Annotated in this window: 16 protein-coding genes and 2 pseudogenes; 4 read left to right on the plus strand and 14 right to left on the minus strand. The window is 48.7% G+C overall.

Going from position 1 to position 12,197, the window contains the following annotated elements:
* The first annotated feature begins 62 nt into the window (after window positions 1–62).
* Together SD70_RS20575 and SD70_RS20580 are read left to right on the plus strand one after the other, a co-directional pair.
* Window positions 63–359, plus strand: coding sequence for an ArsR/SmtB family transcription factor (locus SD70_RS20575; RefSeq protein ID WP_041049385.1), 297 nt, complete (start codon window positions 63–65; stop codon window positions 357–359).
* Window positions 359–2,023, plus strand: coding sequence for an FAD-dependent oxidoreductase (locus SD70_RS20580; protein ID WP_052487697.1), 1,665 nt, complete (start codon window positions 359–361; stop codon window positions 2,021–2,023). The genes SD70_RS20575 and SD70_RS20580 overlap by 1 nt, the downstream gene beginning before the upstream one ends.
* Window positions 2,024–2,409: 386 nt before the next feature.
* On the opposite strand, the gene SD70_RS20585 is transcribed toward SD70_RS20580, so the two are convergent.
* The 12 genes from SD70_RS20585 to SD70_RS20640 all read right to left on the minus strand — a co-directional run bounded on the left by SD70_RS20585 (window position 2,410) and on the right by SD70_RS20640 (window position 9,062).
* The gene (locus SD70_RS20585) at window positions 2,410–2,793 is read right to left on the minus strand and encodes a DUF302 domain-containing protein (protein ID WP_041049431.1); all 384 of its coding nucleotides are present in this window, start codon (window positions 2,791–2,793) and stop codon (window positions 2,410–2,412) included.
* Between the two features lie 19 nt (window positions 2,794–2,812).
* A complete protein-coding gene (locus SD70_RS20590; protein ID WP_197081099.1) occupies window positions 2,813–3,385 on the minus strand; it encodes a class I SAM-dependent methyltransferase in 573 nt (190 codons plus the stop codon).
* 79 nt (window positions 3,386–3,464) lie between these two features.
* The gene (locus SD70_RS20595) at window positions 3,465–3,854 is read right to left on the minus strand and encodes a rhodanese-like domain-containing protein (protein WP_041049386.1); all 390 of its coding nucleotides are present in this window, start codon (window positions 3,852–3,854) and stop codon (window positions 3,465–3,467) included.
* A 142-nt stretch (window positions 3,855–3,996) separates the two neighbouring features.
* Entirely contained in the window at window positions 3,997–4,233 is a 237-nt protein-coding gene (locus SD70_RS20600; protein ID WP_231571367.1) for a rhodanese-like domain-containing protein, read from the minus strand.
* A 30-nt stretch (window positions 4,234–4,263) separates the two neighbouring features.
* On the minus strand, window positions 4,264–4,581 hold the full coding sequence (locus tag SD70_RS20605) for a rhodanese-like domain-containing protein (RefSeq protein WP_041049387.1): 318 nt from the start codon (window positions 4,579–4,581) through the stop codon (window positions 4,264–4,266).
* 35 nt (window positions 4,582–4,616) lie between these two features.
* Window positions 4,617–4,883, minus strand: a complete 267-nt coding sequence (locus SD70_RS20610; RefSeq protein WP_041049388.1) for a metal-sensitive transcriptional regulator — start codon at window positions 4,881–4,883, stop codon at window positions 4,617–4,619.
* Between the two features lie 69 nt (window positions 4,884–4,952).
* Window positions 4,953–5,429, minus strand: coding sequence for a DsrE/DsrF/DrsH-like family protein (locus SD70_RS20615; RefSeq protein ID WP_041049389.1), 477 nt, complete (start codon window positions 5,427–5,429; stop codon window positions 4,953–4,955).
* A gap of 124 nt (window positions 5,430–5,553) precedes the next feature.
* The gene (locus tag SD70_RS20620; RefSeq protein ID WP_041049390.1) at window positions 5,554–6,345 is read right to left on the minus strand and encodes a sulfite exporter TauE/SafE family protein; all 792 of its coding nucleotides are present in this window, start codon (window positions 6,343–6,345) and stop codon (window positions 5,554–5,556) included.
* Window positions 6,346–6,645: 300 nt separating this feature from the next.
* Window positions 6,646–6,873, minus strand: a complete 228-nt coding sequence (locus SD70_RS20625) for a sulfurtransferase TusA family protein (protein WP_041049391.1) — start codon at window positions 6,871–6,873, stop codon at window positions 6,646–6,648.
* 15 nt (window positions 6,874–6,888) lie between these two features.
* Window positions 6,889–8,010 (minus strand): MBL fold metallo-hydrolase, encoded by a 1,122-nt coding sequence (locus SD70_RS20630; RefSeq protein WP_052487700.1) that lies wholly within the window; start codon window positions 8,008–8,010, stop codon window positions 6,889–6,891.
* Between the two features lie 49 nt (window positions 8,011–8,059).
* Entirely contained in the window at window positions 8,060–8,455 is a 396-nt protein-coding gene (locus tag SD70_RS20635) for a DsrE/DsrF/DrsH-like family protein (RefSeq protein ID WP_041049393.1), read from the minus strand.
* A 25-nt stretch (window positions 8,456–8,480) separates the two neighbouring features.
* Window positions 8,481–9,062 (minus strand): sulfurtransferase TusA family protein, encoded by a 582-nt coding sequence (locus tag SD70_RS20640; RefSeq protein WP_041049394.1) that lies wholly within the window; start codon window positions 9,060–9,062, stop codon window positions 8,481–8,483.
* 114 nt (window positions 9,063–9,176) lie between these two features.
* Here SD70_RS20640 and SD70_RS35125 point away from each other — a divergent pair, with 114 nt between their 5' ends.
* Both SD70_RS35125 and SD70_RS20645 read left to right on the plus strand, forming a co-directional pair.
* The gene (locus SD70_RS35125) at window positions 9,177–9,737 is read left to right on the plus strand and encodes an undecaprenyl-diphosphatase (protein WP_082053533.1); all 561 of its coding nucleotides are present in this window, start codon (window positions 9,177–9,179) and stop codon (window positions 9,735–9,737) included.
* Between the two features lie 15 nt (window positions 9,738–9,752).
* Window positions 9,753–9,965, plus strand: a pseudogene (locus SD70_RS20645) (response regulator); the annotation flags it as partial.
* 316 nt (window positions 9,966–10,281) lie between these two features.
* Here SD70_RS20645 and merA read toward each other — a convergent pair.
* A pseudogene (merA, locus tag SD70_RS20650) lies at window positions 10,282–11,921 on the minus strand (mercury(II) reductase).
* Between the two features lie 3 nt (window positions 11,922–11,924).
* A complete protein-coding gene (gene merP / locus SD70_RS36215; protein ID WP_156158115.1) occupies window positions 11,925–12,188 on the minus strand; it encodes a mercury resistance system substrate-binding protein MerP in 264 nt (87 codons plus the stop codon).
* Window positions 12,189–12,197: the final 9 nt, after the last annotated feature.

Raw genomic sequence — 12,197 nt, forward strand, 5'->3', positions numbered from 1 at the left:
ACAGTATATTTCACTATATCATGATACAATGATACATAATCAAGGAAAGGAGGCGAAACCTTTTGGAAGATTTTTATTTGAGACAAGCAGAGTGGCTCAAAGCTTTAGCACATCCGGTTCGCCTTTGCATCATTCAGGGGCTGATGGACAAAGGAAGCTGCAATGTGACGGATATGCAGGAATGCTTGAAGCTTCAGCAATCCACCTTGTCCATGCATCTTCAAAAGCTGCGCGCCGCCGGCGTGATTACGGGTACGCGGGTTGGACTTGAGGTCAATTATCGGCTGAAAGATCCGCAAGCCGCACGATTATTGGAACTATTGCAGCAAGAACACAAGGCACAGGAGGTTATCGAATAATGAAAAAAATCGTGATCATCGGAGGAGTAGCCGGCGGCGCCTCCGCAGCCGTCAGACTGAGAAGACTGGATGAGCAGGCCGAGATCGTGATGTTCGAAAAAGATGCCTACATTTCGTACGCCAACTGCGGACTCCCCTACTATATCGGCGGAAGCATCCAAGAGCGTTCCAAATTACTCGTTCAGACTCCGGAAATGATGAAGTCGCGGTTTAACATCGATGTCCGGGTGAACAGCGAGGTTATCAAAGTCGATCCCGAAAGGAAAATTGTTCTTGTACGCCGCAATGGCAAGGAAGAATACGAAGAAAGCTTCGATTATTTGATCCTTGCGCCTGGAGCGAGACCGATCCGACCGAAGATCGAAGGAATCGACCATCCCAGGATCGTGTCGCTTCGCAACATTCCGGACACGGACAGATTGAAGCAGATCGTGGATCAGGATGGCATTCGGAACGTCACGGTTGTCGGCGGCGGCTTCATCGGCGTGGAAATGGCGGAAGTGCTCACGGAACGGGGACTCTCCGTTACGCTGGTTGAAGCGGCACCGCATATCCTTTCTCCATTCGACGCGGATATGGTGACGATTGCCGAGGAAGAAATGCAGAAGCACGGCGTTCGCCTCATTTTGGGCGATTCCGTCACCGCATTCACGGAAGCGGGTGAAGGTTTACGCGTTCAACTGAAGAGCGGAGGCTCTCAAGAAGCAGATTTGGTCATTCTCGCGATCGGTGTTACGCCGGAAACCGGATTCCTCAGGGAGTCGGGCATCAAACTCGGGCCCAGAGGACATATCCTCGTGAATGAGCATTTGCAGACGAACTGCAAGGACATTTATGCCGTAGGCGATGCGATTGAAGTCACGGATTTCGTCAGCGGACGCCAAACCACTATTCCCCTTGCCGGACCGGCGAATAAACAGGGACGCATCGCCGCCGATCACATCTGCGGATTGCCGAGCACGTATAAAGGATCGCAAGGCACCAGCATCCTGAAGATCTTCGGCCTCACAGCGGCAGGCACAGGGAACAATGAACGAATATTGAAAATGAACGGCGTCCCTTTCCAAACCGCCGTAGTACACCCGAACTCGCATGCCGGTTATTATCCCGGAGCTTCGTCCATCACACTCAAGCTGTTATTCAATGCTGAAGGAAAGATTCTCGGAGCACAGGCTTACGGCAGAGAGGGCGTGGATAAGCGGATTGACGTGATCGCGACCGTCATGCGCCTGAAGGGCTCGGTGTACGACCTGACCGAACTGGAATTGTCCTATGCGCCGCCCTATTCCTCCGCGAAAGATCCCGTCAACATGCTGGGATACGTGGCCGAGAACGCGCTGAGCGGCTTGTCGCCCATCGTAAGCCTGGAGGACGTTCATTTGCGTGACACGGAAGCAATGGTTCTTCTAGACGTGAGGTCGCGGACAGAATTCGACGCCGGACATATTCCCGGAGCAGTTTATATTCCCGTCGATGAGCTGAGAGGCCGACTGAACGAATTGAATCCCGCCAAGCCGCTCATGGTCTATTGCCAAGTCGGTTATCGCGGCAACGTGGCCACTCGAATCTTAAGACAGCATGGGTATAACGCAGCTAACCTGACTGGCGGATATAAATCCTTCGAGATCGCTTCCTTCCGCCCCTCAGCACGGAGTAAAAAGTGAGACTGATGCAGAAAGAACCCTGCATGACCAGCTCATTTGCAATTTGTGAGATGTTCATGCCTCGTTTTTTCATTTCGTGAATCACATAAAACTCCCCATTCTTGATCATATTTTTCCTCTCCTCCAAGAGGAGAGTTTTAGGCATAATTGGGGAATTTTCAACTGATTTTATTGAGGATTTTACCATTGATTTTTACAGATACTCCTTTGTTGGGTAACGTGCCTGAACACACACACTCCCAACATTAGGAGTTTTTTTGTTGGCTGTCTAGGTAAAATACATCAATATATTCCTGATTTAGGAATTATTGATATACATTTTTTCTGTGTTAGGTTTAATGCAAAACTAGTGCTGCATGACAGGGTTCTTTCTGCATATTGACGTATTATTTGCTTTTATCGACGCAAGCAATGAGTCGTTTCTCGATATCCGTTGCAATCGCCATGAGGTTGTCGTTTTCCACGAGGCCGATCAGGGCCGTAGGTTTCGGAAGGCCGATCCGCGTTTTCCCTTTCTCCTCATACACCGCAATCTTGCAAGGAAGGAAATAGCCGACTAACGAATTTTCCGATAGCACTCGATTGGCTTCGACGGGGTTGCAAACCTCCAGGATGTGAAAAGTTTGGTTGAAATCCACACCCTTCTCCTGAAGTTTAGCCTTCATATCCAACTGCCAAAGCACGCCGAACTTTTCTTCCTTCAGGGTTTCCGACAGTTTCTCCATAGCTTGTTCCGGTGTCTTTTCCGTTTCAACCGTGTAATGGAACATCATATAAACCTCTCCCTTTTCACTTTTTACGAGCAATCACGGCATATTGGGCATCCGTCGGCCTTACGGCCTCGATTATCGAAAATCCGTGCTGCTCTAAGGAGTGTTTCAATTCATCCGCGCTGATGCGATGATGGACAGGCGGCCCCTGTGGCGTCTCTTTCTTCTCCCATTCCAGACATAGACAAATACCGCCGGATTTCAGGACACGATGCATTTCTGCAACGGCCTGATCGACGGTTTCTGCTTCATGGAGCACGAGGGATGCGAGCACCCGATCAACGGATTCCATTTCCAGCGGAATGTTTTCCAATTGTCCTTGCAGGGTCTGAATATTGTGCAGTTGACGCGCTTCCGCCTTGCCGCGGATGACATCCAGCATTCGCGGTTCGATATCGAGTGCGAATACGATACCGCTCGTTCGCTCCGCCGCCGGAAGCGTAAAATAACCGGTGCCGGCCCCCAAGTCCAGAAGCGAAAAAGGATCACGTACATCGAGTTTATCAAGCAGCGGCTCCGGAGGATTGGCTGCTTTGCGTTCAGGACTCTCCAATTCCGCCATATGTTCCAGATTGAACCTTCGATCATGCATAGGGTCTCTCCTCCTTGGCAGTTCCATCCGTACTCTCCGGATTATGATTACCCATACGATTAAGGATTAACCCTCCCGTTTATCGCTTCGACACCGGGCCTGTCCAAGCACTGATACCACCGCGCAAGTGAGCCAGCCGGGTAAAACCGTTCTTCATCAGAATCCGCGCTGCACTTTTGCTTCTCATGCCGCTTCGGCAATAGAGCAACAGATCCCGATCCTTGGGGATTTCGCCAAGCCGGCGATTCAACTGGGACAAAGGGATATTCTTCGCCCCTTGGATATGTCCTCCCTTGAACTCTCCCGGTTCGCGAACGTCAATAAGAACCGTTTGCTTGGACCCCTCAAGCTCTTGTTTGAAATTTGCCGCACTAAGCGTCTTTAGCCCTTTCGTCGGACCGAATCGGAAATAAAAGAATACGAGTACCAGAACGACGAGAATGATATTTACCCAAAGGTCGCTGTTCAACTAAAAAGGCCTCCTTTCGCCTTGGCTTTTATGCGCATCCTTTGCCTTCTCCGGTATATAACTTCCGGAAGCCGCGTCGTCTGAGGATTCGCGCGGCGGATCTTCGCTCGTAATCGCCATCCGCGATGATGAGAACGGAATCCTACGGCGACAACTCCTTCTTCCAAAGCACCGGAAGACGGCCTAAAGATATGTTAATGGAGCCATTCACGTGGCATGCTTCATAGTCCATGGCATCGCGAACGTCCAACAGTTTCATTTCAGAATTCCGGTCGATGGCTTCTTTCCATGATTGGGAATCCACCCAATTCAGCCCTTTGGCCGGCCAAATTCGGCGGAGTCCCCATGAAGCCAGAACAAGAACGACCAGAGCAAACACGATCGCCAACGTTCCTCCTCCTTTATTCGTTTAATCCCGAACCAGTTCGTCTGTCCAATTATTGAGTCCGCCCGTCATGTTAATGACGTTGTATCCTTGTTCGCTGAGCAGTTCGCATGCGAGTCCGCTCCGGTTGCCGCTTCTGCAAATCACGATGGTTTCGTGCTTGGGGTTCAGTTCGTTGCGACGTTCGCCCAATTGACCGAGGGGAATATGTTTGGCTCCGGCCACGTGTCCTTCCGCCCATTCCGCCGGTTCGCGTACATCCAGCAACATCAGAGGTTCTCCTGATTTCAGACGGGCTGCAACTTCTTGCGGAGTAATTTGCTTTGGAATCTTGAATGCCATGTTTTTCTCTCCTTCAGATTGTTATTTGTTGCGTTTTATCGGCTCTTTACCAGAAGCTCCACAGCTTCTTTAACCATCTTTCCCGTATCATTACCGGCGGCCTGTTCCGCCAGGATGCATTGCTGCAGATTCTCCGCAACGATCTGAGCGATAGCCTTGTCCGATGCGTTGCGAACAGCGGACAACTGTGCAACGACTTCTTTGCAGGTCTTCCCTTCCTCCATCAGACGCAGCACCCCGCGAACTTGTCCTTCGATTCTGCGCAGCCGGGTTTTGATTTCGTCGCTGTATTCGTAGTTCAAAGTCCACATCTCCTTATACGTGTATGGGTATAGTATAAAGAAAAAAATAATAAGTTCATACCCGCTTGTTCAAATGAACAAGTTTACTTTGCCGTTCGCGGCGTCCCCCAGATATGCGGCTACTCCTGCATACTCCAGACCATCGATCAATTCTTCCTGTTTCAGACCGAGCAAGTCCATCGTCATCGTACAGGCGACCAGTTTCACGCCTTGTTCTTGAGCCAACTCAATCAACTCGGGCAGCGACAAGGCCTTGTGCTTTTTCATGACATGCTTGATCATCTGGGGTCCCAGGCCGCCGAAGTTCATTTTCGACAAGCCCAGCTTCTTCGCGCCGCGCGGCATCATCCATCCGAACGCTTTTTCGAGCAGGCCTTTGTTCGTCTTGATCGGTTCGGCACGGCGAAGCGCGTTTAATCCCCAGAACGTGAAGAAGATCGTCACCTCGTGATCATACGCCGCAGCTCCGTTCGCAATGATGAATGCCGCAATGGCTTTATCCAAATCGCCGCTGAAGAGCACGATTGTCGTTTTATCTCTTGCCATATCCTCGTCACATACCTTCTCTCTCATGAATTTTTACATATACCCCTATAAGTATAGTAGTGAACAATAAAAAAGAATGCAATCCTTTTACCGCGGCAAATGTTTACAGATACGATTTATTCATTTACAAAATCGACGACCACACTTTAATGGCCGTGAGTACGATCAGGACGACCAAACCATATCGAAGCACCTTCACGTTGATTTTCGAACTGACCATCGTGCCGATCGGTGCTCCGATCAAACTGCCGATGACGGTATATACCGTCGCCCACAGAGGGATATCCCCGCCCGTCATTTTCCCGATGACGCCTCCGATAGCCGAAATGAAAACAATCGCGAGCGATGACGCAATCGTTGTGCGCGTGGGAATTTTGAGAACGGTGAGCATAATGGGAATTAAGATAAACGCGCCGCCGGCCCCTACGATTCCGGAAACGATACCTACTACAAATGCCGCGGTAATGGCAATGATTTTGTTGAAACGGAGGTCGTCCGTTTCCTGTTGTTTCCCCCGGTTGGGAACGAGCATCAGCACGACGGCCAGTACCGCAAGGATGCCGTAAATCAGGTTGATGACATCCCCGTTCAACATACTCGAAACAAAGCCGCCGACCAGGCTGCCGGCAAGAATGCTGCTTCCCATGTAAAAAACCAACTGTTTATTGACGACGCCCGTTCCTCCCTTTTTGCTTTTTTTCCGGAACGCGATAACACCCGCAAGTGAAGCGAAAAAGACTTGGAACATGCTGATGGAGGAAACTTCGTGGGCGGTAAAGTGTGCCGCACCGAAAAGGGATGGAATATACAGTAGGAGGGGATAATTAATAATCGCGCCGCCAATACCGAGCAGCCCCGAAAAGAAAGAGCCGACCAGACCGATGAGCACCATGACAATGAGCAGTAAGAAATCCATGACACCCTCCTGTCGTAAAGTTTTCTATAAGGCGTGACATCAAGGTGAATACAGGTTATAATTAAATCCAAGTAAACTCATCACAAATAAGGTGATCCAATTGCTTCAACAATTAAAAATCCTTTTCGAAGATAAATGCCCGGTGTGCAATCAAAAGTTGAAAGCGAAAAACGACATGGCATGCAGCACGAAAACTTGCCCCCAAGGGCATTATACCGAAGAAAGTTACTGTTCCCTTGGCGTCACTATCGTATATGACGAGGCGAAATAAGCGGGCCCTTCCGGGTCCCGCTTATTTTTTTATACTTTGCGAACGTAAAATTTATAAACGCCGTCTTCTTCGACGTGCTGAGTGAGTTCGTGGTTCGTCTGTTTGACCCACGCCTGAAAATCTTTGACGGAGCCTTTGTCCGTAGACAGAACTTCCATGACTTGACCCGTCTGCAGGCTATCCAACGCTTTCTTTGCCTTGACGATCGGCATCGGGCAAGCCATACCTTTCGCATCCACCGTGATATTTGTATTCATATTCATGTTCCTCCCTTATTTATCATGCACCGCGCAGCGGTTCGGACCGGTTTCCATCTCGCGCTGCTCGTCTTCGTTCGGTGTAATCTTACCCATGTTCGTTTGGCGAATCTCTTGATAGGCGTTCGGTTGAGGTGGCAAATTCACGGTTACCGTCCGCCGGAACGTCTCCTCATCCTGAATGTTCAAACCCGGATTGTTGCGGTACAGATCCGACAAACGGGCTATGACGCGGCCGCCTTCTCCCAGCTCCGTCACTTTGCCGAAGTGGGCCGGCAGTACGATCAAATCCTGAGCCAAGCCATTGTAACGGTTATACAAGGTGTTGCGAAGATCGCCAACCCAGTCCTCTGCTTTGCCAGCCAAGTCCGGGCGGCCAATCGATTCGATGAACAGGATATCGCCCGTAAGCAGATATTCATCATCTACGATTAACGACGTGCTGCCGATGGTGTGACCTGGCGAGTAAATAGGTTGAATTTTGATCTTCGTATTGCCAACCGTGATGTCACGGCCTTCTTCCAGTTTCTCATATGGGAACGTTACTTCTGTCGCGTCCTTGGGCGGCAGCCAGTACGTTGCGCCTGTTTGCTCCGCCAATTTACGCCCGCCGGAAATGTGGTCCGCGTGCAGGTGCGTGTCCAGCGTGTGTTTAATGGTTGCTCCCTGTTCCCTGGCGAAGCGTTCGAATACGTCCGTCATCCGGAGCGTATCGATCACAGCCGCTTCACCGCTGGAAATCGCCATGTAGGATAGGCAGCCTTTGCCGATCCGCACGAATTGGTACAGGGAGCCGCCGTCTTTCAAATCCCCGATTTTTACCGGCTCCAGATGCTCGCTCCAGGATTTCATGCCGCCTTCCAGATAAGAGACGTTCGTTCTTCCAGCCTGGACCAATTGTTCCGCCACGAATTTGGACGAACCTTCCTTGGCGCATACCACCAGCAAGCGTTTGTCGCTTGGGATTTGTTCTAACGCTTGATCCACGCTGTCAAGCAAGTCGAAATACGGAATGTTGATGATCTCGACGCTTTCCCCTTCGATTTTCCAATCGTCAAAATCGCTTTGGTTGCGCACATCCAGAATAAAGAGCTCTTCTTTGTTCAGGACGATTTTCGTCAGTTCTCCAGCTGTCATCGGGCGGAGTCCGCTTGCAGTAGTCAATGTTGTTTCCCCCTTTGATGAATTAGAACGTCAAGGACACGTTTGCGTCCTTCGCGAAATCCAGGAACGTGACGGCTCCGCCGACTTCGATTCCTTCAATAAAATCCTCTTTCTTCAGGTTCATGACGTCCATCGTCATTTGGCAGGCGATGATTTTCACGCCCATTTCCTGCGCCATGTTCACCAGTTCCGGAATGGAAGGAATGTTGGCGTTCTTGAAGCCTTCCGCGAAATGCTCTTTACCCGCTGGCAGCGGAAGCTGGTGATGCGCCTGCTTGTGGATCAGGTTCAGTCCTTCGAAGGTGAAGAAGATCGCCACCTCGGCATCCGTTGCCGCAGATGCGGTCGCGATGTTGAAGACCTTATAGGCATCGAACAGTCCACCGTTGCTTGCGATAATCGCTACTTTCGTGCTCATTTGGAATGACCTCCTTGGTCGATGATTAGATTTGAAAGTTCTTTTCCGTCGGGCCGGACCACCCGGACATGCCAGGCTCCACGTTCTTCACGTTCTTGAAGCCTTTCTCGGCCAGCAATTGGCAAGCAAGATCGCTGCGTGTTCCCGTACGGCATACTACGTGAATGTCATCATCCGGATTGAGCTCGCCGAGGCGCTCTTCCAGCTCCCCAAGCGGAATGGAGACGGCGCCGGGTATGCGATTAAACGCGTATTCGGCAGGCTCGCGAACATCGAGCACGGTTACGTTGCCCAGCTTTTTCTCCAGCTCTTCATTGGTCACGGTGTGAGGATATTTTTTTTCTTCCTTGATCTCATCCGCGCTCGATTTACGGATGAAGTGCCTGAGCACGTCGCCATCCTGAATCGTACCCAAATATTGATGGCCGGTATTCTTGGCCCAGCCTTGTATATCAGCCAGTGAACCTTTATCGGTTGCCTGAACCTCGATGACCTGCCCGGATTGCAGCTGATCCATCGCTTTTTTGGTTTTGACGATAGGCATCGGACAGGCCAAACCTTTGCAATCAAGCGTCTGATCGGCTTTGATTTCTGGATGTGCAGTCAAATCGTAACCCTCCTAAATTGGTGTTTTTCCGGAGCTTACCTATCCTGTTCGAGTTTACCCAAATGATTTCAAAATCATCATTACGTATACCCCTATACGTATAATAATCGCGTAATGTATTGTTGTCAACTTTGGATTAACTGGGGCTCAAAAGATATAAAGATTATTAATTATGAAACCAATATAAAAACAAAAGCAGACTTTACCAGCCCGCATCCAGATTTAGCCAATTTTTTGGAATTTATTAACGATTTGTCGGGACATCTTATTTGGCTCGATTCGATTATGGTACTTGTAAGCAAATACGGTTTGGAGTTATTTGCTATATGGCTTGGATTCGTGTGGGTACTTGGCGATCGAAGGAGACATATTGATGTACAGTCGGGGTTCGCTGGGATGCTGGCTTTGTTTCTGAATTATGTGGTTGCCCAGTTCTATTTTGAGCCTCGGCCGTTTGTAAGCCATCCGGTTCATTTACTGTTCCCTCACGCAGCGGATGCTTCCTTTCCAAGTGATCATACATCGGGGGCATTCGCACTTGCATTAACGGTACTTATTCGTAAACGCTGGTCCGGATGGTGGGGCTACATTATGTTGGCTTTAGCCGTTGCAATAGGGATTTCGCGAGTATATGTTGGCCATTATTATCCGGGAGATGTGATAGGGCCTTTATAAAAGTCACAATTAAAGCAGTTCGGCTGTATGGCAAAAATCGTGGTGACCGGTCTTCAAGCTGTAGATGCCGCGCTTGAGAAGGATTTCGACATTATTTTTATGGACATCCGAATGCCGGAAATGGACGGCATTCAAGCCACAAAACACATTTTACTTAATTGTGCGAACCGAAAAAAACCTTATATTATCGCCATCACAGCGTTCAGTAATTACCACGACAGATTTTAAGAGGCAGGAATAAGTGAAATGATCTAAAACCAGCTTTTTCTTCGGAACAAATAGACTCAATGAACGACATCCTGTGCTGGACAGCAAACACATCCATACGAACAAACAGAGCGGGCTTCGGGACTTCTTGGGGTAGTACCAACGAAGCTGACACGAACCGCAATGTAGATGTAATTATAAGTAATTTTTGGGCATATATAGCAAATAAAAACCCGGTCAATTACACTAAAGTTTAGTGTTGACTGAATTTCATTATCAACTAGTTGAACCAGATACCATTACGATCTACGGGTGGCTTCACCACACATCATTTATATCATCCAGCACAACAGGATAATTTAGATACGTCTTTGTCGAATGTGAGTGCTGCTAATTTTAATCCTTCAGCCATAGTTAGATATGGTGCTAGGCTATCGCGTAGATCCTCGACCGATAAGCCGAATTTGACTGCAAGTGTCGCAGCATAAATCACATCTCCGGCATTTTCAGCGACAATATGAACACCGAGCACTTTTAACGACTTAGAATCCGCTACTAATTTAAATACGCCGGTTCTTTCGCGATTGACAATTGCTCTAGGCACCGAATCCAAAGACAAAACAGAGGTTTTCACCTCATAGCCCTTTGCCTTAGCTTGCTCTTCCGTAAGTCCTACGGTAGCAACGGAAGGAGACGTGAAGGTAACACCTGGAACAGCTTCAAGATTTATTTTCTTCTCTAACCCGCCTACGGCATTATCCGCCGCGATCCGCCCTTCATATGCTGCCACATACACAAACTGCGGTCCCATCGTTACATCGCCTGCGGCATAAATTCTTGGGTTTGAGGTTTTTAAAAAATCATCGACGACGATTTCGCCTTTGACACCCGTATTGACGCTTGCGGCAGAGAGATTCAAAGCTCCGGTATTTGGTTTTCTGCCGGTTGCAATGAGCAGTTGCTCGGCTTCGATGACTTTCTTTTCGCCATTTACGGTAATATGAATTTGTTTCAAATCCCCATTTGCTTTGATTCGATCGTACGTGACACCGGTAATAAGATTTATTCCTTGCTCGGTTATTGCCTTCGTCACCACTTCGGAAATTTCAGGATCATATTCTTTTAAGATGCGAGGACTTCTTTGAAGCAGCATAACTTCAGAGCCTAAATTGTGAAACAGCTGACCCAATTCCAGTGCAATATATCCGGAGCCAACGACGGCAAGGCTTTTAGGCAATTGTTTAAGCTCAAGCAGGGACGTGCTTGTTAAGTATTCTACATCTTTTAATCCTGGAATATCCGGAATCGAAGGAGAAGCACCTGTAGCGATTAAAAACCGCTTTGCAGTAAGCTTTCGACCACCCACCGCGATGGTTTTCTCATCAATGAATTTCGCTTCGCCGCGAATGAGTTCAAATCCGTACTCACCAATTAAATGTTCGTACTTTTGTTCACGCATGTTAGCTACCAATTCATTTTTTTGTTCAACCAACTTCGCTAGATCCACAGCAGCGGCAGATGTGGCAAGCCCCAAAAAAGGGTTGCTTTTAGCTACATGATTGATTTCACCGGCACGAAGCAGCGTTTTCGATGGTACGCAGCCAATGTTTACGCAGGTGCCGCCCACCGTTCCCCGTTCGATGATCGCAACTTTTGCACCATGTTCCACCGCTTGTATCGCGGCGGCAAATGCTGCACCGCCGGAACCGATGATGAGAAAATCATAGTCGCCTTCATCACCGAGAACCGGAGCATCGTGAGATTCGATTACTTGTGTATCTCCGGATTGATATTTTGCCTCGTTGATCGCTTTTTGGGCGGTTTCGATTCTAACATCACCCGGCAATTCAAACGTGGCTTCATTGCGGCGAAAATTCGCTTCGATATTGACAGCCCAATGTTTTCAAGTGCAGTTGCAACATGCTCTTCGCAGCCGCTGCACGTCATACCCTGAACTTGGATGCGGTATTTTTTCATTTTTTATCCTCCAATCACACCAAACCCATATTTTGTAACCGATGATTGAATTTTCTTAACATCGGTTTTTTGATCATCAAACGAAACCGTCACTTTCCCTTTGCTTCCCAAAGGTTCAATGTCTACTTTGCTGACACCAGTAACCTTTGAAATCAAATCCACAATAACAGAAGGCGGGCAGCATTCAAGTCCCGTAACCGTAAATGTCGCGGATTGATTTGCAACAATTGCACTTGCAACTGTACTACTTGCATTTTTGGTTTGCATTGCTTCAGC

The sequence above is a fragment of the Gordoniibacillus kamchatkensis genome (genome assembly GCF_000829455.1).
Classification (GTDB): domain Bacteria; phylum Bacillota; class Bacilli; order Paenibacillales; family NBRC-103111; genus Gordoniibacillus; species Gordoniibacillus kamchatkensis.